Consider the following 17,816-nt stretch of genomic DNA (forward strand, 5'->3'; position numbering starts at 1 on the left):
AACGAATAAAAAAAGGGATAAGCCTAAAAGCCTATCCCCTAAAAAATCAATTAATCAATCATCAAGTTCCAGTAGTCCAAGAATTGATGTACTCAATTTGATCTGGTGTTAGGCTATCAATCTTAATTCCAATAGCTTCCAATTTCAAACGAGCAATTTCTTGATCCACATCAATGGGAATTGAGTGCAAACCAGGTTCTAACTTACCTTTATTCTTCACGAGGTATTCAACAGCTAAAGCTTGGTTGGCAAAGCTCATATCCATTACTGCACTGGGGTGTCCTTCAGCCGCAGCTAGGTTAATCAAACGTCCTTGTCCGAGAACGATAACTGATTTACCACTTTGCAGTTTGTACTCTTCGGTGAAAGGACGCACTTCCTTGATTTCTTTAGCTTGAGAAGCCAAGTATTTCAAGTCAAGTTCAATATCAAAGTGACCGGAATTACAAACGATCGCACCGTCTTTCATGACATCGAAATGTTCAGCGCGAATTACGTGCTTGTTACCAGTAACTGTAACAAACAAGTCGCCAACTTTAGCAGCTTCTGCCATTGGTAAGACGCGGAAACCATCCATCACGGCTTCAATTGCCTTGATCGGGTCAATTTCGGTAACAATCACATTACCACCCATACCACGGGCGCGGAGGGCTGTACCTTTACCACACCAGCCGTAACCAACTACAACTATGTTTTTACCAGCCAGCAGAATATTTGTGGCGCGGATAATGCCATCTAGGGTCGATTGTCCAGTACCATAGCGGTTATCAAAGAAGTGCTTGGTATCAGCATCGTTGACGTTCACTGCGGGGAAGGTGAGAACGCCATCTCTGAACATGGCGCGGAGGCGCACAATTCCGGTTGTGGTTTCTTCTGTGGTGCCAATCAAATCGGCAATTTGGTGTTGGCGCTCTTGGATTAATGTCGCAACCACATCGCTACCGTCATCAATGATGATGTTGGGGCGGTGATCTAGGGCGATTTGGACGTGGCGGCTGTAAGTTGCGTTATCTTCGCCTTTTTGAGCAAAGACGGGAATTTCATGATCGACGACGAGGCTAGCAGCTACGTCATCTTGAGTTGACAAGGGATTGCTAGCAATTAAAAGCGCATCTGCACCACCGGCTTTCAGAGCGATCGCCAAATGTGCTGTTTCTGTTGTAATGTGGGCGCAAGCGACAAGGCGTAAACCAGCGAAGGGTTTTTCGATAGCAAAGCGATCGCGGATTTGCCGCAAAACTGGCATTTCGCGTCCAGCCCATTCAATACGCTGTCTTCCCAAGGCAGCTAGGCCGAGGTCTTTAACCTCGTGCTTTAATCGGGGAGAAGTTGCGGTCATCAAAAGTTTCCTCAAAAAATTAAAAAAGTTACGTAAAATTTACGCACTCTACTAGGTTATTCTACTACTGGCAATTTTTGCTGGTAATTAGCAAACTACTAGTCAATAGTCCTCAAAACTAGCTTGACGTTTGATCAGCATAATGTCAACTTCATCTCCAGGTTCTTTCTTTTTGTTTTATCTTTGCTAAGAGTAAGACTTTTATCAGCCTTAATTTTTGATCTAAGTACATTGTCATCTGTCTAAAGATAGAGGATAGCCAAAAAAACATCAAAATTTTATCATCTAAAGGAAAAACTTCAACTTTAGATAGGTACATTTACCAAAATCAATTGCGGAGGATAGTTATACAAGTAGTCAATAGTAAATTTTACTCAAGGAGGTGTTTGAGTGCGCTTTCAATTTTTGGCGATCGCTAGTTCAATGGCCATAGCCGTTGTATCTGTGCCCAAAGCCACAGCCCAGATTCCTTTTTTACCGCAGCTGCAAGCTCCTACCAGTGTGAGTAATGATTCAAATAATCGAGTTGTTTCAGGCTGGATTTATTTAGATGGTCGTCCGTTATTTCAGATAACGGCATCAAAAACCAACTTTCCTGAGCGTTCAGAAGACATTCAAAATAAGTTGCACAAAATTGGTCAAAATTACTTTCAGGCACCAGGAAAAACAGCAGTCAAGGTAGAAGTTCGGAAAGTAAACGAACTACCAGTAATTTATGTCAACGGCCAATATCTGATGACCATCACTTCTGAAGATGCTGGACTGCGACAGGTAGATATGTCAACATCGGCAAATCAAATCACCCAAAAGTTACAAGAAGACTTGCAACAAGCAAAGCAAGAAAGACAAACTCAATTTCTAATCGACCAAGGTAAAATTGCTGCGGGTATCGGCCTAGCAATGATTGTCATGAGTTGCGGGGTATATAGCTGGGAGCGGCGTGACAAAAAGGATTTAGTTGCCTCTCAACCCCCCATAAGTCCCCTAAACTCCCCAATCTCATCAGCAGTAGCAGCAGCTCAACCAATTACAACACAACTGAATCAACGGCAAACGCAGCATCTCCAAGAAGTCAAAAGACGATTGTTTCAGCTAACTCAAGCCGGAATTTGGGGAGGTGGAAGCTTCTTTATTTTAGGTCTATTTCCCTATACACGACCATTTCAGGTAGGAATTCTCACAGCCGCCCAATTTCCTTTGCGATTAGGTGTCGTGTTGCTGGGAACCTATGTGGCGATTCGTTTTACCTACGCCCTAATTGACCGCTTCACTACCACTCTGATCAGCAGTGGTGCTTTATTGACTCCAGAAAGTTCTGAAAGGCTGCAACTCCGAGTTTCCACATTTTCTGGCGTGACTAAAAGCATCGCTACTATTATCTGCATAGGAGTAGGTTTCTTGCTAGCGCTGGTGTCATTGGGGATAGATATTGTTCCCTTGCTAGCGGGTGCCAGTTTAGTTGGTGTTGCGGTGTCTCTGGCCTCGCAAAACTTAATTAAAGATGCGATTAACGGTTTTTTGATCATTCTAGAAGACCAGTATGCTTTAGGCGATGTGATTAGTGTGGGAAACGTGGGAGGCTTAGTAGAAAATCTAAATCTGCGGATGACCCAACTTCGGGATTCGGAAGGGCGCTTGATCACGATTCCCAATAGTGAAATTAAAGTTGTTGCCAATCTTTCTAGTCGTTGGTCACGAGCCGATTTAACGATTCCCATCGCCTACCAAGCCGATACAGAAAAGGCTTTGAAGTTGATTGAAAGTATTGGTTTCCAGATGAATCAAGAAATGCAATGGCAGTCTCAAATTTTGGAACCACCGCAAGTTTTGGGAATAGATCAATTTGGCGATCGCGGTTTGATTATTCGGGTCTGGATTAAAACACAGCCTCTCAAACAATGGGATGTCGCACGGGAGTTTCGCCGCCGCCTGAAAATTGCATTAGATCAAGCCGGAATTTCTATTTCTGTGCCTCAACAAGCAATTTGGGTCAATGATGATCACTCCTTAAATTTTCAGGGTAATGGCAAAGCTAATTAGAAATGCTCTCTCAGGTTCATGTCCTCTTCGCTATACTTGGTTTTGCTTCCTCAATCTAATTTTTGTTGGAACTAGATGACCAAATAGAACAGACTAAAGGAGAAACTTATATTATTCTGTCAGAGAAATAGCTAGGGTCGTCCATGAAGAAACTGATCCGGTGGATTAAGACATTGCTCCGACGTATCCTCAAGAGCTTTTCAGCCAATTCTCAGCAGACATCGCCCCAATGTTCACCCCTGAGTTCTCGCCCATTAGACACATCTATTCCCAGTGTTTCTCCCCGATGGGAGTCTGGTTTGCTGCTTGTGTGTTCACAATGTGCAAACGAGCGATCAGGCTCAACGGCTTCCGAAGACTTAGAGAATTGGTTGAAATCTCGTCTGAAATTTGAGGGATTATGGGGTGAATTTCGAGTTGTTAGCACCAGTTGTTTAGGGGTTTGTCCACGGATGGGCGTTACTGTGGTTCTTGTAAGTAATAGAAGTGGCGGTAATAGTCCATGCTTAATTGTAAATCCCCAGAGCGATCGCGAACTTCTCTACTCATATATCAAACAGAATCAAGGCTAACTTCAAAAGTTTGCTAACACTAAGATTAGGATATTTTATTCCCTAAATTCTTGCATTATCCTATTAATTTAGCACGTTAAGTACGCAAGAGCCAAGACGATAAAAGCCCCTACGATGGCGACCTAGTTTACTGGAGTACAAGAATGGGGGCAAACCCTGAAATGCCAAGTCGCACGGCTAAGTTGTTAAAGCAACAAAAGGGAAAATGCCCACATTGCGGGTTACTTTTTAGAAATGAAGATGTAATGGAAATAGACTATATTATCCCCAGAGCCACAGGAGGCAAGGATGATTACAAAAACCTACAACTATTGCATCGGCACTGCCACGATGTTAAATCCAAAACTGACTTGATAAAAATTCAAGAATATGAACTTGAACGTTTGCGTCAAGGGAATAAACCAAAATCAAGTCGGAAGAAAAGGAAGTCTCCACATGACAAGGGGACACCGGAGTAGCCGTGTGCGGTGAAAATCGCAAGCACGGTTTCGGATGGGAGGGAGAGGTTAGTAATAACCTTTCTCGACCCTACCAGAACGTCAATTTCTTGTTTTTTAGGAGAATTATCTGATGAAATTAGTCAAAAAGCTTGGTATTGCTACCGCTAGTGCTGTTATAGGTATCACTGCTGTCGGTGCATCTTCTGCGGCACAAGCAGTACAGTTATTTGATTTTCAGTACTCTTTTCCCAGTTATGAGGCAAATAATACAGCGATTTCCGCTAGCGGCATCCTCACTACTACCGATCTAGATCCCATAAACAACAATTACACAATCACAGGAATCAGTGGCACAAGGAAAGCTCAAGGAATTACCGAGACAATCACCGGGTTGCTCTCACCAGGTACATACGGAATCAATGATAATTTCTTAAATGCAAGTACGCCCCTGTTAACCCAGAACGGTTTTTCTTACCTGGTTTCTGGAAGCGGAGAAGACGGAAATGGGAACGTTAACCTCTTCTACAGTAGTTTGAATGAAGGTTATTCAGAACTTTCAAGCAATGTAGATTATGGCAGCTTTAGTGTTATACCACGTCCTGTTCCCGAACCCTACACAGTAAGTGGCTCATTGCTTGCTCTTGGTTTTGGCTGGTGGACAAAGCGAAAGCAAGCAGTAGCTTTTCACAAGAAGCCTCATAAAGGCATTTATCTGTAAGTTCATAGTGCATCTCCGATCTAGATTGCGTTAGAATCCGCTTGCCATCTTACTCTTACAGTAATACCAAGTCGCCTTCATGATCTATCACTAGACGACTTGGTATTAACATAAGATATCAACCGTAGCTTTTATTAGAAACTTCCAGGATTGTCATCAAGTGCCAGCAAGAAATTAATCAGGTCTGCTTGCTGGTTGGAATTAAACCCAGCCTGTCTATCTACGTAGAAATCATGACCTGTGCCATCAAGGTTACTACGCACTAAACTAGGGTTAGCTTTGTTGGCTTTCACAACTAAGGTACGAAGATCACGATCAACCAAGGCACGCAAGCTGCTAGCTGCATCGGCGGGTATACTTTCGCTGAGAGTGCCAGAAAGACCTAAGCCACTCTTGTTAAGAACCGTGAAACCACCATTTGAATCAAATTTCAGACTTCCTGCTCGTACTGCTGCACCACCATCGTGTAAATATGGTGCGCTTAAATAAAGACCACGCAAGGAAGTAGTTTTATAACCGCCTTTGGGCAATATACCTTTGGGTAGAGTTGTGGGAGTATCGGAAACACCCTGCGTTGGTAGATCGAGTACTTCAGCGTTAGCAGGTATGGGAACTGGAGTGTTAAAAGTGTACAGCTTGGGTGGTACTAACAATTTATTCAGCCCCAAGCGAGACTGGGCGCGGGCGGGATTAGTATGAATTTCATCAATTGGATGAATTTTGTTGTCAGTGAAGAATGGTGGAATATGGCAAGTTGCACAATTGGCTTTCTCAAATATTTTTGCGCCACGCTTGACAGAATAGCTATTCAAAGCTTGCCAGTTTTCCGAAGTCTGGTTTGCAGGTGGTACTAAGCTATTTTGGAAAGCAGACATGGCGTTTTCAGCAAATAAGAAAGTGCCGCTAGCAATATCTCCGGGCTTTCCAGTATTTGGGCTGAAAACCAAACCGTTGTAAGTAAACAAACTGGGTCGTAGATTTGGGTAAGTTCCTGTGCCTGGGGCAGGAATTTGGTCTTCTAATTCTGCTTGTATAGGATTCGGTGCGATCGCTCCCCGCAACCACTGAGAGGGTTTTACCGGAGGTCCTTCTGGTAAACGTAGGCTCTTAACGGCAGCATTTTGCAGTAATGTACCAATATAAACTTCTGGATCAATACCAAGGGTTTCTGCACTGAGTTGAGCGGCTGCAAACAGATTTACTTCTGAAGAATGAACACCGTTGCTGACAGCGCTGAGTCCTGCAAACGGCCCCACAGCAAACTGTCCATCAAGGAAATAAGGATGATTCTTAAATGTGAACATACTGGGAATTTGAGTAGTATCGTTGATACTATCTGAAGAACTCTCAAAATTACCAAAAGGCACATCCAATACTGCATCGTCGAAAGCTTTTTCAAACTTTTCAGGATCAGGTAATTCTACTTTATTACCTTTACTGTCTAGAATAATTTTCCCATTGCCTCGGTATTGTGGGCTTAGGGGATTAAATTTTAACCGCGAAAACCCCGCAGAAGAATTTGGTGCTAAAGCAACCAGCAGGGGCGTGGCAATTTCGCCATTAGGTACTCCTAAAAGACGTTCACCCTTATTTGAAAGAGATACATGGCACACAGCACAGCTAATATCAATCTTAGATGTGATTCCCAGCCCAATCGGAAGAGTCCCTCCCTTTTCCATTTTTAAGCCTGTATTGACGACAGTTCCTTTGGGAAAAGTTCGACTACCTAACGCTATATCCTTCTCAAGAATAATTTGTAAGTTCGTTGTCGGCTGACCTTGCAACTTAACTATTGCTGTCTGTAATTCTGGGAAAATTTTAGCAATGCCAAGTCCAAAACCGAATACTCCTTGCAAACCAAATGTATCGCCAATCTTGCGGTTGAGGAATATATCTTCACCTTGGGCGATTAATTCTTTAGTAATTTTAACTGCCCCTACCCGTTGATAGGAAATAGGGTCATTAGGATTGAGTCCCTTATTTACAACTAGTTGTGATGCTTCTTGTGGACTCAGCAGTTTGCCGAAATAGTCGTAATAGCCTAACGGTTGAGTAGGAGCAGGTTGCAAAAAGTCAATTTTTGCGAAAGCTTTCTGGCTTGTCATCAACCAATTTGATAACAAGATGCCAAAAACACTAATGATAAAAACGCAGATTAATAAAAAAATCTTGGTTTTTGAACTATACAATACCCGAAAGACACGAGTCTTAGGGTTGTTGTTTTTTTGTTTCATCGTGAGGTATTGACTAAAAGCCATACGTAGATATATCACACTCTTACGTAAATATATGCAATAGTGTGTTTAAGTTTTTTATCAATTTGATGGCTAGATTAGTTACTTATACTTACATATATGGAGATAAAGCGATCGCTCGACATTGAACCTAAAGGCTTGCCTTCCTTCCCTACCTTCAGCCATTTTTTTAACTCGTTGAACTCAGGTCAAATTTAATGAATTCTCTCTCTAAGTAATTGTTCTTCTAAAGCAGCAATCCGATTGTATGCTGCTGTTAATTGCGCTGTCAGTCGTTGTATTTGAATTTCTGGTGTTATGTTATCTCCACTTTGACGATGCATGTCTAGATAAATGCCATCTGTCAATACATCCTTGTGTGCCATTTCTGGATTTAAACTGTTACGTCCTTTGAACTGGTAGCCCCCAGCTGCGCCATTTCCCTGATAATTATCCTTTGCTTGTGTATTCGCTAAAGAACACTCTGAAAAAGCTTGAGTGACTTTACCATCAAGCTGCTCAATTACTTGGCACAGGGCATCCAGTTTTTCGCTTAAAGTCAGGATCTGTTGCTGTAATAGCTGCATTTAAAACCTTTATCCGCAAATTTTCTCTATGTTATTCAATTTACTCGCAACCTTAATTATACTTAGGGATTATTTAAGTATTGATAATTTTTGGTGGAAATGTGACATTTAAATTATTAATTATAAATATAAGTAAAGCTTGACCATAACTACCACTAAGGCAATTTATGGAGAAAAGTTAATCTTTAGGTAGTGATTTCCCGAAAAACTTGCTAATTTGAGTCAAATATTCAAATTTAACCGTATTGCCAAGAAAAATACCGATAATTTTCCAACTCCACTTTTTCAGCTAGTGAATCTCTGCTTAATATTAGGTATAATCAAAAATCTCAAATCCAAAATCAATGGATCGACGGTCTTTTTTGCTAAGTACAAGTACACTGGCACTTTCACAACTGCTTTTTGGCTGTGGTGGAAACAACCAGACGCAACTAAAAGTACAGTTATTAAAAGGTTCTATACCTGGTCAAGTAGTTAATCAGTTCCACAAAAGTTTGCAGCAACAGGTGCAGTTAAAGTTTGCTCCAGTTGAGCAGATACAGGATTTATTTCAGCAATTACAAAATTGGCAGCAGAAACCAAAAGCCACTGATGAGCAGGGATGGAATCGCTTTATACCCTTTAGGCAAGGTCAAAAAGCGGCTGACGTAGACCTAGTGACATTGGGAGATTACTGGTTAAAAGCAGCTATTGAGCAGAAATTAATTCAACCACTCCAAGAGGTACAGGGAAAACAATTAAAGCAGTGGTCTGCTTTAGATGAAAGATGGAAACAACTGGTAACGCGCAACGACCAAGGTAACTTGGATACTCAAGGGAAGGTGTGGGGTGCGCCTTACCGTTGGGGTAGCACGGTGATTGTTTATAATCGTGACAAGTTGCGAAAGTTGGGATGGATACCCAAAGATTGGAGTGATTTGTGGCGAGATGGAATGCAGCAGCAGATTTCCCTACTCAATCAACCACGAGAAGTTATTGGTTTGGTCTTAAAGAAGCTAGGAAAATCTTACAATACAGAGAATCTTGACCAAGTACCAGACTTGGAAAAGGAATTACAGACATTAAATCAACAGGTGAAGTTCTACAGTTCCAATAACTACTTGGAACCTCTAATTATGGGAGACACTTGGCTAGCCGTTGGTTGGTCAAGCGATGTACTGCCAGCTCTGGGACGTTATCCACAACTTGCCGCAGTTATCCCCCAGTCAGGAACAGCAATCTGGGCAGACTTGTGGGTACGTCCCGCAGGTGTTACTAAGGGTACTTTATCAGATCAATGGATTGATTTTTGTTGGCAACCAAGCACAGCTAAACAAATTTCAGTGCTGACCAAAACTAATTCCCCAATTTCTACAAATATTGTCGCTTCTGATATCCAAGAACCATTATGGAGTATTTTGCAGAGCGATGTCTACGACGGGCTACGCCTACGCGAAGTTTTCGATAAAAGTGAATTTTTGCTTCCCTTACCACCATCAACAATAAAACAATACGAGTCTTTATTCGCCAAAATTAAGGTTTAATTGGGCATTGGGCATTGGGCATTGAGGAAAGAATTCTTATAATTCCTAACTCCTAACTCATGTACAGACGCGATTAATCGCGTCTGTACTCCTAATTCCTAACTATTTACTAAAGTGAACGTAGTAACCCGATCTTGTTCTTAATAGTCGTTTGGATATTGCATAAAGCTGGACTTGTATTAAAGTTGCAAGTATAGGTTGCCAAGGCTTCTTTTTGATAATTAAATACCCGGACGTTGTAACCAAAGTTCCGTGCAGCGCTACCCAAGCGATTAACGAAGTCGTAGCGCTCTACATACTCTAGTAAGCTCCAAATTTGCTGATTCACGATTAAGTCTACTCGTGCAGGTTCTTTGTCAGAAGCTGGATATGCTATCCAATTATCCAATAGCTTTTTCTCAGAGTTTTGTTGTGCCCACCATAAACTGGGAACGGTTAATCGTTCTGGGTTTATAGTGTTAGCTGTGATTACATAGTCTTTTGGCTTGGTTAATAAGTCTAGTTCCAGGGGCGCACTAGAAGGCGACGGTATTGGGGGGGGTTGTGCTAGTGAGGGCGGGACGGCTAAAGTGGTGAGGCTAATGGTTAATAGTAATGAAAATGATGTCTGGCGTTGGCTGTGCCAACGCCAAGGGCGAACGCACAATTTGAGTATATGCATAACTTATTCGTAATTCGTAATTCGTAATTTGTAATTAATGCAGAAGTCAAAATTCGCACAATTTAAAGTTTAATGGCAACGATGCGAATTCTTCGATAGTCTGCTGTCCAAGTTCCCTGTTGATACAGCGTCGCTTTCAGTTGCTGCTCCACGGCGCGAATTATTTGTATTTGTTGCTCAGGTGAAAGTCTGGCTAAGAAAGTGCTGGCGAACATTTTAATCCAGTTTTCCATAGCTGCTTCTCCTTCTGCTAAAGGAGTTGGACGAGCAAACAAGGTGCTATGGATGACATCAAAGCCTTGCTCTTCTAACAGGGTGGCGTATTCACCAATACTGGGGTAATACCAAGGATTCTCTACTTGTGCTTGAGGGATACCAATGGACTCTAAAGCGCTGTATAAGGCTTTGACGATCGCTTGCACATTTCCCTTACCACCAAATTCTGCCACAAAACGCCCACCTGGTTTTAGTGATTGGTGTATGGAAGCGATCGCGATCGCACTATCTGCTTCTTTCACCCAATGTAATACAGCGTTGGAAAACACAGCATCTAGTGGCTTGCCTACTCGAAAGTTTCTAGCATCAGCAACATCAAAGCGGATATGGGGATAGTTTTCTCTGGCCTTTTCGATCATCGTGGATGCATGATCAACTCCCATTACTTCAGCCCCAGCTTGGGCAATTTTTTCTGTGAGTTGTCCGGTACCACAACCAAGATCCAAAATCAATTCTCCTGGCTGAGGGTTGAGAAATTTTAGTAAGTCCTCACCATACTGCCAAACAAAGGCGTGCTTATCTTCGTAAAGGGCAGTATCCCAATTATTGCTTGTAGAAATATTATTCATAAATAACTATGGTGGTTTTTAATTTAATATAACAAAACCTTTTTATTGTAGTCGTTAGATTCTCAAGTTATTTAAGAAGTCGAGAATCTATAGCAATCCTAAATCATTCGTGAGAGAAAAGAACCCCGACTTCTCAAATAAGTCGGGGAACTGAGGGTCAAGTGAGTAATACCAAGTAATTGGCTAAACTCTAAATCATCATCAGGAGTAAGTGTGATGTTTCAAGCCTTACCAAAAACAATCTCTTTTGAAGAATTCCTCAATTGGAAACCAGATAGCGATCGCTATGAACTACACGATGGGGTAATTGTTTAAATGCAACCAGTAGGAGATCATGAAGAGATTAATGGTTTTTTAGCGGGTGAAATAATTTTAGAGTTCAAACCATTAAAACTCCCATACCTCATACCTAAACAAGCACTGGTCAAAGTTACTAACAGAGAATTAGGTTATTCGCCTGATGTGATTGTGATAAATCAAAATAATCTTTCAGCAGAACCAATAACGACAAGCCGCTTCTCTACGAGACGCTCCGCGTAGCTTGCTTCTCCCCACGAGTGCGCGTCTGCGCTATCTCCACGCTAGTGTTTTAATTCACCTGGAGGTGATGAAAAAAGGATACTGTTTCCAAATCTTATGTGTACATTGTCCACCAAAATTAGCTATCTGTAAATAAAGACTCAGCTAAAGATGGGAATTTTTTTATTTTTTACGATTCCAGTAATTATACGGTAACAAGTATAGATTTTTTAAAATTATTATAGTCTTTTAGGGATTTTCTCATCTAAATTTTTAGAATCTTCAATTAAATAAATTAGAAAATATATACAGATTAAAGTATATGGAACAGCCACTTATATCTATTGTAATTGCAACATATAATAGAGCCTCAAGCTTACGTAGCTACAGTTTTCCAGCGATCGCTAAACTCAACTATCCAAACTATGAGGTAGTAATAGTTGATGATGCCTCAACAGACGATACACAAAGCTTTCTCAAGACTGGTGACGAGAATATAAAAAACCTTCTTGTTCTACGGAATAATCAGAACAAAGGAGCTTGCTTTTCTAGAAATCTTGGTGTTGCTCACACCAAAGGTGAGATTATTGTCCTGATGGACGACGATGTAAGTCCATTTCCTGATTGCTTGAATGAATTAATCAAAATCTACACAGAAGATCCAGATGTGATGACTATTTGGGGATGTATTTACGAACAAGGTGGTTCTGCAAAAGAAACACCAACGTTTGGCACTGGTAGCCTCTGGTCATTACGACGAGAAATTTTTAATCGTTTTCGCTTCGATACAAATCTTCGATATTTTAGAAGCAGTGCTTGCGACGAACACGAGTTAGCACGACGAATACAAAAGCATGGTTTCAAAATTATTAAGGCTGAAACAATCAAAGCAAATCATTTCCATGCTCCTGCTGAAAACAGAACCTGGAGAGGACTAGGTGGAGATTTGAATTACCTTTATGAGAAGTTGAAATATGGATCTATTTTCCAGTACTATGCCTTGTTAATTCTTGGGTTTCTATTGATGCTAAAACGACTAGTGACAAAAGTATATCTGAATAAAATTTTTGATGATCATCCTTATCATCAAGTTCTACAAACACCGAATCGTCTATTTATATTTATCAAAGAGCGACAATTTTATCTAGCTGCAAAATGGTTATTTTATATTGTGATAGATATTCCATTCCGAGCTAAAACAAAGGAAATTACCGAGTCATTTACTAAAGCTTACAGCACTAAATGGCCTGCATAATAACCCAAGTTGCGTGTTAGGCTACTCCCGGTGTTTTGTACCGGGAGAGTCATGCGATCGCTTTTGCCGAATCTCTATTACTACAAGCTGCTAACCACCGTCGCAGGGAGCATAGCTGACCAAATAATTACGAATTACGAATTACGAATTATACTGACAAGTTCACGCTGCCAATTCTGAAAGGCGTAAACCAGCAATATTCTCGCAGGTAAAAGTCTCTTTCCCCATCCATCGGCGGCAGATTAGCTCTATAATCTGGCCTGCCCAGTTGCGGAAAAACCATTGGCACAAGGAACCATCTTCTTGAGGAGTCATAGACAGAGGAATAAAGCCCTTTTTCTGCCATACCTCTGCTGCTGCATAGATATCATTAACAAGAATGGCAACGTGATGGACAGTATTAAAACCTTGCTCCTCAAATAAGCTAGCGATCTGTTCATGTGGCGTATTAGGCGCAAGCAGTACCAAAACCATGCCTGACGGCATTAAGGCAGAGAGAAAGTACATGCTAGCATCTTCGGGCAATAGGTTTTGCTCTGGACAAAAATCATCAGGCCATTTTCCTGGCCCTTCCGTGATTTTGGCATTATAGTTGATCAGAGTCTTTGTGTAGTCTGTGAGAGTTTCTGGATCAGGAAACAACAGTACATAGTGATCTACGACAACTAGTTCACCAAATAGATGTATGCAAAAGGATGAGTTTAAGAATTCGGGAGTCTTACACTCTTGTTTATATAAGAGCAATCCGTCAGTTTCCACAAAAGGCGACTCCTTATTCATCGAAGTCTCGGCTAAGTTAAAATCTTTTGCAGCGTCTGCTCGAAGGTTATTGCTCATAATACTCACCTATAAAAATGATTTAGGAATAAGAATTAAATAACATACAATTTATGTCCCTGGCTGACCTCACCCTCAATCCCTCTGCGATATATTGGAGAGGGATCGTGAGAAAGGATGACGTTTTGCATTTTATTTAATCCATGTTCCTTCGTATTTAACATTGAGGCTCAGAAACAGAGCTTATATCTACCATCATAGCTAAGATTGCTTTGAGCTAATGTCAAGTGCGATCGCGGTAACTACTAGGCGGGAAGAACTAGCGCAGTTTACTGGTGGTAAATCTGCAAGATAAACGATCGCTTTTCCAGAATCTCTATTATTACAAGCTGTTAATCATCGCCAAAAAATTAAAAGTTAAGCTTCTAGTAATGACTGGCCGAGATAACCTCCTTCAGCCTTGACACCAGGTAAAGCGAAGAAATATCCCCCACCAATGGGGCGAATGTACTCCTCCAAAGGTTCTCCTTTCAGGCGATTTTGCACTGTCACAAATCCCTTTTCTAAATCAGCTTGAAAACAGACAAACAATAAACCCATATCTAACTGTCCAGATTTGTCAAACCCGCGTGAATAATTGAAACCACGCCGCAGAATCAAACTCGACTCTGATTTGCGAGGATTAGCAAGGCGGATATGAGCATCTAAAGGAATTTGTTTACCTTTAGGGTCTTGATCATAATTAGGAATATCTTTCTCGTGCTTCATCCCCAAAGGTGCGCCAATTTCCTTGTTTCGTCCAATAATTGTCTCTTGCTCCTGTAGTGGTGTGCGATCCCAACGTTCGACTAAGTTGCGGATTACCCGCACCACTTGATAGCTTCCTCCTACTGTCCAAGCGGGTTCACCACTGTTTGGCTGTACCCAGACAATTCGGTTCATCAACTTTTCGTCACTTGCATTTAGATTTGCTGTGCCATCTTTAAAACCAAGCAGGTTACGCACCGTCGATTTGCCTTGTTTTTTATGGGTATTTGGCGGCAGAAACCCGGCTATTTGCCAACGCAAAGTTATCAAATCAGGCAAGTTCTTAATGATGTCGCGTAAAGCGTGGAGATTTGATTCCTCAGTATTCGCACAGAATTGTAACAGTATATCCCCATGACATAAATCTGGGTCAAGCTGGTCATTGTGAAAATTGGCCATAGTATCTAACCGCTTGGGTTTCAAGTTGCCGAGTCCAAAGCGGTTATCGAACAGTGAGTTACCCACAGCTATAGTGATTGTCAGGTTATTGGGAGCGATCGCAGGTCCCATAATCCCCGAATCACTGGGTGGAAATTTGGGGTCCCGTGGCTTGGGTGTTCCCCCTGCCATGAGAAACTGGATGCGCTCAGTTAAAGTTTTGAACAATCGCACTAAATCTGCTTTATTTGTAGCAGTTGTATCAAATGCGACCATCAACCCCGAAGCAGGAGTAGGGGTAAGAATACCTGCTTGGTGAAGCCCAAAGAACGGCACAACCTCTTCAGATGGGTCAAGAGTTGTTAAGAGAAGAGTCCGATAACCCAAAGTCGTCAAAGCTGCTACTCCACCTGCTGCTGCCATGCCGATTAACAAGTCACGACGGCTGATGCGGGGAGTAATGCGTAAACTTGGTTGCTTTGTAATAGACATAATTTACTACCCCTCTAGGAATTCTTGATCAATTAGTTAACGCCCAGAGTCCCGCGCAGCTGAGATAAATCTTCAGAAAGGGCAGCGATCGCTGTTTTCATGTCTTTTTTATCTGCTTCACTCACCTTATCGTAGGTAGCAAAACCACCATCAGGGGTTTTGTATTTAGCAAGTTTTTGGTTAACTTTGGTGAAATTTGCATCTACACGCCCTAATAAATCTGGGTTGGCTTTTTGGATGACGGGGCGCAATAACTCCACAATCTTTTGGGAACCATCTACATTAGCGCTGAAGTCCCAGAGGTCAGTATGGCTGTAACGGTCTTCTTCCCCAGAAATTTTGGTAGCAGCCACTTCTTCAATCAAGCCAGCAGCACCGCCAACCATATTTTTCGGTTCAATGGTCAAGGTGGCAATGCGCTTTTGTAGCTCTAGTCCATCTTTCTGTAGCTTTTCGGCAAAAGGTTTCATGCCTTTTGTAGTTTTGTCCTGGAATAAAGCTTTCTCAATGCGATGGTATCCAGTGAATTGTGGATCAGCCTCTTTTTTGGCAAAGTCATCAGCACGGGAATCCATCGTTTTATCGAGGTCGGAGAAAAGTTCAGCTATCGGTTCGGCGCGTTCCCAGTGAACATGAGTGGAGGCATAGAGTTTCTGAGCCTTGGCAAGGTCGCCAGCAATCACGGCATCTGTGAAGGTCTTGTTGTCTGCCACCAGTTGGTTAGTTTCTTTAGTGACGTAGACTTTGTATTCTGCGATCGCACCGACTAATTGACCTTGGTCTACAGTCCCTTTGGCTTGAGAATTTCCAGCTGCTGCCTTGACTGTGATTTTCCCTTTGGGATTGCTGCGTAAACCGCAAGCCATGTCATATTCACCCGGTTCTAGATTGGTTTTGAGTTTTTGAACGAAGCCAGGAGCAATATTTTCCTTTTCCTCAACGACTTTCACCCCAGACAAAATCTCCCACTCCAAAGGTTGGCTGCTTTTGTTGGTAAGCACAAAGTTGTTTTCCCCAGATGCTAGTGTCAGCTGATTTGGTTCGCAACCTTTATCTGTCACAGCCAAAGCAGTTTCGGTAGAATTTTTAGTAGAGGTATCGCTCGCTACCTTAGCTTCTGGAGAATTATTCGCGGAAGTATCGCTTGATTTGTTGGATTCACAGGCAGCTACTGTCAAGGCAATTAGACAGATAATTGTTGAGTACTTTAAAACATTTTTCATTCTTGTATTTTCCTAAAAATTATTGAAGTAGCTAGGAATGCCTTGCTGTACTTTTCTGTCTGGCGTTATCCCCCAAGAAGAACAGCGACATGGTAGGAATTAGATAGCCAAAATAGGCGATCGCCTCGCTGACAGTCGGGGTATCGTTATAGCCAAAAAATCCTGTCAAAAGTGAACCGAGGAACCCGTTCTTGGGAAGTACACCACTAGCATCGAATACCACTGTTTGTAGTGAATTCCACACTCCGGCTTCATGGAAAGCTCTCACCCCACTTGCTAAGAGTCCAGCAGCAACCACGATAATGAAGGCTCCTGTCCATTTAAAAAATCGCTTCAAGTTGATGCGGATACCACCCTGATAGATGCCTACACCGACGGCTAGTGCGGCTGCATATCCAAACAATGCCCCCACGGGAGCTTGAATTCCCAAATTTTGCTGAAACGTGGCCAGCAAAAACACTACTGTTTCCAGACCTTCCCGCAGTACTGCAAAGAATGCCATCCCCACTAATGCTGTACCCCATTTATCCCCCGACTGAATGGCAGTTTCAATTTGAGACTGTAACTCACCTTTAATCGAACGAGCCGCACGGCGCATCCAGAAAACCATCCACGTGAGAACCCCAACTGCGACGATGGAAATTACCGCTTCAAATAGCTCCTGTTCTTTTTGCGGAAACTCCTGACTGGTTATTTGCAAAATAATCCCAGCAGCTAGACAAATAAAAGTCGCTAGTGCGATGCCAATCCAAACTGACTTCATCAAATGGGTACGTCCAGTTTGCTTAAGATAACTGGCAATTATCCCCACGACAAGTGCAGCTTCAACGCCCTCTCGGAACATGATCAAGAAGGGAAAAAGCATGGATAACCTTATTAGTTATAATTACTATCAAATCATCATCAGAATAATAACTTACTTGAGAACATTTGTATATAAGTGCGAGTGAAAAAATCTCTAAAGTCCTGGAAGAATAAATTTTCGGTTGAATTTAGGACTTACGGACTGTACAAAATAACTATCCTGTGTATTAACGAAATTTGGTTGTTTCAGGCTGTTGTGACATGGAGGAAACGAGCAAAATATGAGAGTTTATATGCATATTTCTGGTAGCGTTATTTTGGTTAGCTTCACCCCTATTCGTGTCTGATAAGCCTCTGTCCAGTAGCATTGCGATTATTGGTAAGCGACTCCGTTGCACAGCATAGAAGTAAGTAGGCACATCTTGATTAATGCGAATTACCTCCGGGTTTGTCCGATAGCCCGAATAAGCCAGCATCTCATCCAGGACAGTGAAATTGGCTTTCTTACAAGGTAAGAAATTTATAGTCTGCGGTAGGGCATTTCGTGGACTCAAAACAAAGCTCAACGCCTACGCACAGCAGTAGCCGGATTGGAAGAGATA

Annotated in this window: 17 protein-coding genes; 7 read left to right on the plus strand and 10 right to left on the minus strand. The window is 42.0% G+C overall.

The window, feature by feature from the left end; all coding sequences use genetic code 11:
• Positions 1-61 precede the first annotated feature (61 nt).
• Positions 62-1,339: an adenosylhomocysteinase gene (gene ahcY / locus V7K31_RS16825; RefSeq protein ID WP_335095493.1), complete on the minus strand. Its 1,278-nt coding sequence runs from the start codon at positions 1,337-1,339 to the stop codon at positions 62-64.
• A gap of 390 nt (positions 1,340-1,729) precedes the next feature.
• Here ahcY and V7K31_RS16830 point away from each other — a divergent pair, with 390 nt between their 5' ends.
• The 4 genes from V7K31_RS16830 to V7K31_RS16845 all read left to right on the plus strand — a co-directional run bounded on the left by V7K31_RS16830 (position 1,730) and on the right by V7K31_RS16845 (position 5,109).
• Positions 1,730-3,379 carry a mechanosensitive ion channel family protein gene (locus V7K31_RS16830; RefSeq protein ID WP_335095494.1) on the plus strand — a complete coding sequence of 550 codons (1,650 nt, stop codon included), beginning with the start codon at positions 1,730-1,732 and terminating at the stop codon, positions 3,377-3,379.
• A gap of 143 nt (positions 3,380-3,522) precedes the next feature.
• Positions 3,523-3,951, plus strand: coding sequence for a (2Fe-2S) ferredoxin domain-containing protein (locus tag V7K31_RS16835; RefSeq protein ID WP_335095495.1), 429 nt, complete (start codon positions 3,523-3,525; stop codon positions 3,949-3,951).
• Between the two features lie 143 nt (positions 3,952-4,094).
• On the plus strand, positions 4,095-4,409 hold the full coding sequence (locus tag V7K31_RS16840) for an HNH endonuclease (protein WP_335095496.1): 315 nt from the start codon (positions 4,095-4,097) through the stop codon (positions 4,407-4,409).
• Between the two features lie 112 nt (positions 4,410-4,521).
• Positions 4,522-5,109 (plus strand): PEP-CTERM sorting domain-containing protein, encoded by a 588-nt coding sequence (locus tag V7K31_RS16845; protein WP_335095497.1) that lies wholly within the window; start codon positions 4,522-4,524, stop codon positions 5,107-5,109.
• Between the two features lie 134 nt (positions 5,110-5,243).
• Here V7K31_RS16845 and V7K31_RS16850 read toward each other — a convergent pair whose 3' ends face one another.
• Together V7K31_RS16850 and V7K31_RS16855 are read right to left on the minus strand one after the other, a co-directional pair.
• The gene (locus tag V7K31_RS16850; RefSeq protein WP_335095498.1) at positions 5,244-7,214 is read right to left on the minus strand and encodes a hypothetical protein; all 1,971 of its coding nucleotides are present in this window, start codon (positions 7,212-7,214) and stop codon (positions 5,244-5,246) included.
• A 344-nt stretch (positions 7,215-7,558) separates the two neighbouring features.
• A complete protein-coding gene (locus V7K31_RS16855; RefSeq protein WP_335095499.1) occupies positions 7,559-7,930 on the minus strand; it encodes a hypothetical protein in 372 nt (123 codons plus the stop codon).
• 344 nt (positions 7,931-8,274) lie between these two features.
• Between V7K31_RS16855 and V7K31_RS16860 the strand changes: the two genes are divergently transcribed.
• Positions 8,275-9,453 (plus strand): extracellular solute-binding protein, encoded by a 1,179-nt coding sequence (locus V7K31_RS16860; protein WP_335095500.1) that lies wholly within the window; start codon positions 8,275-8,277, stop codon positions 9,451-9,453.
• Between the two features lie 109 nt (positions 9,454-9,562).
• Here V7K31_RS16860 and V7K31_RS16865 read toward each other — a convergent pair whose 3' ends face one another.
• Together V7K31_RS16865 and V7K31_RS16870 are read right to left on the minus strand one after the other, a co-directional pair.
• Complete coding sequence (locus V7K31_RS16865; RefSeq protein WP_335095501.1) at positions 9,563-10,114, minus strand: hypothetical protein; 552 nt, start codon at positions 10,112-10,114, stop codon at positions 9,563-9,565.
• 62 nt (positions 10,115-10,176) lie between these two features.
• Entirely contained in the window at positions 10,177-10,959 is a 783-nt protein-coding gene (locus tag V7K31_RS16870; RefSeq protein WP_335095502.1) for a methyltransferase domain-containing protein, read from the minus strand.
• Between the two features lie 315 nt (positions 10,960-11,274).
• Here V7K31_RS16870 and V7K31_RS16875 point away from each other — a divergent pair, with 315 nt between their 5' ends.
• Together V7K31_RS16875 and V7K31_RS16880 are read left to right on the plus strand one after the other, a co-directional pair.
• Positions 11,275-11,499: a Uma2 family endonuclease gene (locus tag V7K31_RS16875; RefSeq protein WP_335095503.1), complete on the plus strand. Its 225-nt coding sequence runs from the start codon at positions 11,275-11,277 to the stop codon at positions 11,497-11,499.
• A gap of 301 nt (positions 11,500-11,800) precedes the next feature.
• Positions 11,801-12,733 (plus strand): glycosyltransferase family 2 protein, encoded by a 933-nt coding sequence (locus V7K31_RS16880; RefSeq protein ID WP_335095504.1) that lies wholly within the window; start codon positions 11,801-11,803, stop codon positions 12,731-12,733.
• A 162-nt stretch (positions 12,734-12,895) separates the two neighbouring features.
• On the opposite strand, the gene V7K31_RS16885 is transcribed toward V7K31_RS16880, so the two are convergent.
• The 5 genes from V7K31_RS16885 to V7K31_RS16905 form a co-directional block, all read right to left on the minus strand.
• Positions 12,896-13,570, minus strand: a complete 675-nt coding sequence (locus V7K31_RS16885) for a VOC family protein (protein WP_335095505.1) — start codon at positions 13,568-13,570, stop codon at positions 12,896-12,898.
• 357 nt (positions 13,571-13,927) lie between these two features.
• Positions 13,928-15,187: an iron uptake transporter deferrochelatase/peroxidase subunit gene (gene efeB, locus V7K31_RS16890; protein WP_335095506.1), complete on the minus strand. Its 1,260-nt coding sequence runs from the start codon at positions 15,185-15,187 to the stop codon at positions 13,928-13,930.
• A gap of 32 nt (positions 15,188-15,219) precedes the next feature.
• Entirely contained in the window at positions 15,220-16,410 is a 1,191-nt protein-coding gene (efeO, locus tag V7K31_RS16895) for an iron uptake system protein EfeO (protein ID WP_335095507.1), read from the minus strand.
• A gap of 31 nt (positions 16,411-16,441) precedes the next feature.
• Complete coding sequence (gene efeU / locus V7K31_RS16900) at positions 16,442-17,275, minus strand: iron uptake transporter permease EfeU (protein WP_335095508.1); 834 nt, start codon at positions 17,273-17,275, stop codon at positions 16,442-16,444.
• Between the two features lie 166 nt (positions 17,276-17,441).
• Entirely contained in the window at positions 17,442-17,768 is a 327-nt protein-coding gene (locus tag V7K31_RS16905) for a hypothetical protein (RefSeq protein ID WP_335095509.1), read from the minus strand.
• Positions 17,769-17,816: the final 48 nt, after the last annotated feature.

The sequence above is a fragment of the Nostoc sp. genome (genome assembly GCF_036917675.1).
In the GTDB taxonomy this organism is placed as follows: Bacteria; Cyanobacteriota; Cyanobacteriia; order Cyanobacteriales; family Nostocaceae; genus Nostoc.

Excerpts from the sequence above, each read along its gene's own strand:
- ahcY (WP_335095493.1), bottom strand. The coding sequence starts at position 1,339 with ATGACCGCAACTTCTCCCCGATTAAAGCACGAGGTTAAAGACCTCGGC.
- V7K31_RS16835 (WP_335095495.1), top strand. The coding sequence starts at position 3,523 with ATGAAGAAACTGATCCGGTGGATTAAGACATTGCTCCGACGTATCCTC.
- V7K31_RS16840 (WP_335095496.1), top strand. The coding sequence starts at position 4,095 with ATGGGGGCAAACCCTGAAATGCCAAGTCGCACGGCTAAGTTGTTAAAG.
- V7K31_RS16845 (WP_335095497.1), top strand. The coding sequence starts at position 4,522 with ATGAAATTAGTCAAAAAGCTTGGTATTGCTACCGCTAGTGCTGTTATA.
- V7K31_RS16850 (WP_335095498.1), bottom strand. The coding sequence starts at position 7,214 with ATGACAAGCCAGAAAGCTTTCGCAAAAATTGACTTTTTGCAACCTGCT.
- V7K31_RS16855 (WP_335095499.1), bottom strand. The coding sequence starts at position 7,930 with ATGCAGCTATTACAGCAACAGATCCTGACTTTAAGCGAAAAACTGGAT.
- V7K31_RS16860 (WP_335095500.1), top strand. The coding sequence starts at position 8,275 with ATGGATCGACGGTCTTTTTTGCTAAGTACAAGTACACTGGCACTTTCA.
- V7K31_RS16865 (WP_335095501.1), bottom strand. The coding sequence starts at position 10,114 with ATGCATATACTCAAATTGTGCGTTCGCCCTTGGCGTTGGCACAGCCAA.
- V7K31_RS16870 (WP_335095502.1), bottom strand. The coding sequence starts at position 10,959 with ATGAATAATATTTCTACAAGCAATAATTGGGATACTGCCCTTTACGAA.
- V7K31_RS16875 (WP_335095503.1), top strand. The coding sequence starts at position 11,275 with ATGCAACCAGTAGGAGATCATGAAGAGATTAATGGTTTTTTAGCGGGT.
- V7K31_RS16880 (WP_335095504.1), top strand. The coding sequence starts at position 11,801 with ATGGAACAGCCACTTATATCTATTGTAATTGCAACATATAATAGAGCC.
- V7K31_RS16885 (WP_335095505.1), bottom strand. The coding sequence starts at position 13,570 with ATGAGCAATAACCTTCGAGCAGACGCTGCAAAAGATTTTAACTTAGCC.
- efeB (WP_335095506.1), bottom strand. The coding sequence starts at position 15,187 with ATGTCTATTACAAAGCAACCAAGTTTACGCATTACTCCCCGCATCAGC.
- efeO (WP_335095507.1), bottom strand. The coding sequence starts at position 16,410 with ATGAAAAATGTTTTAAAGTACTCAACAATTATCTGTCTAATTGCCTTG.
- efeU (WP_335095508.1), bottom strand. The coding sequence starts at position 17,275 with ATGCTTTTTCCCTTCTTGATCATGTTCCGAGAGGGCGTTGAAGCTGCA.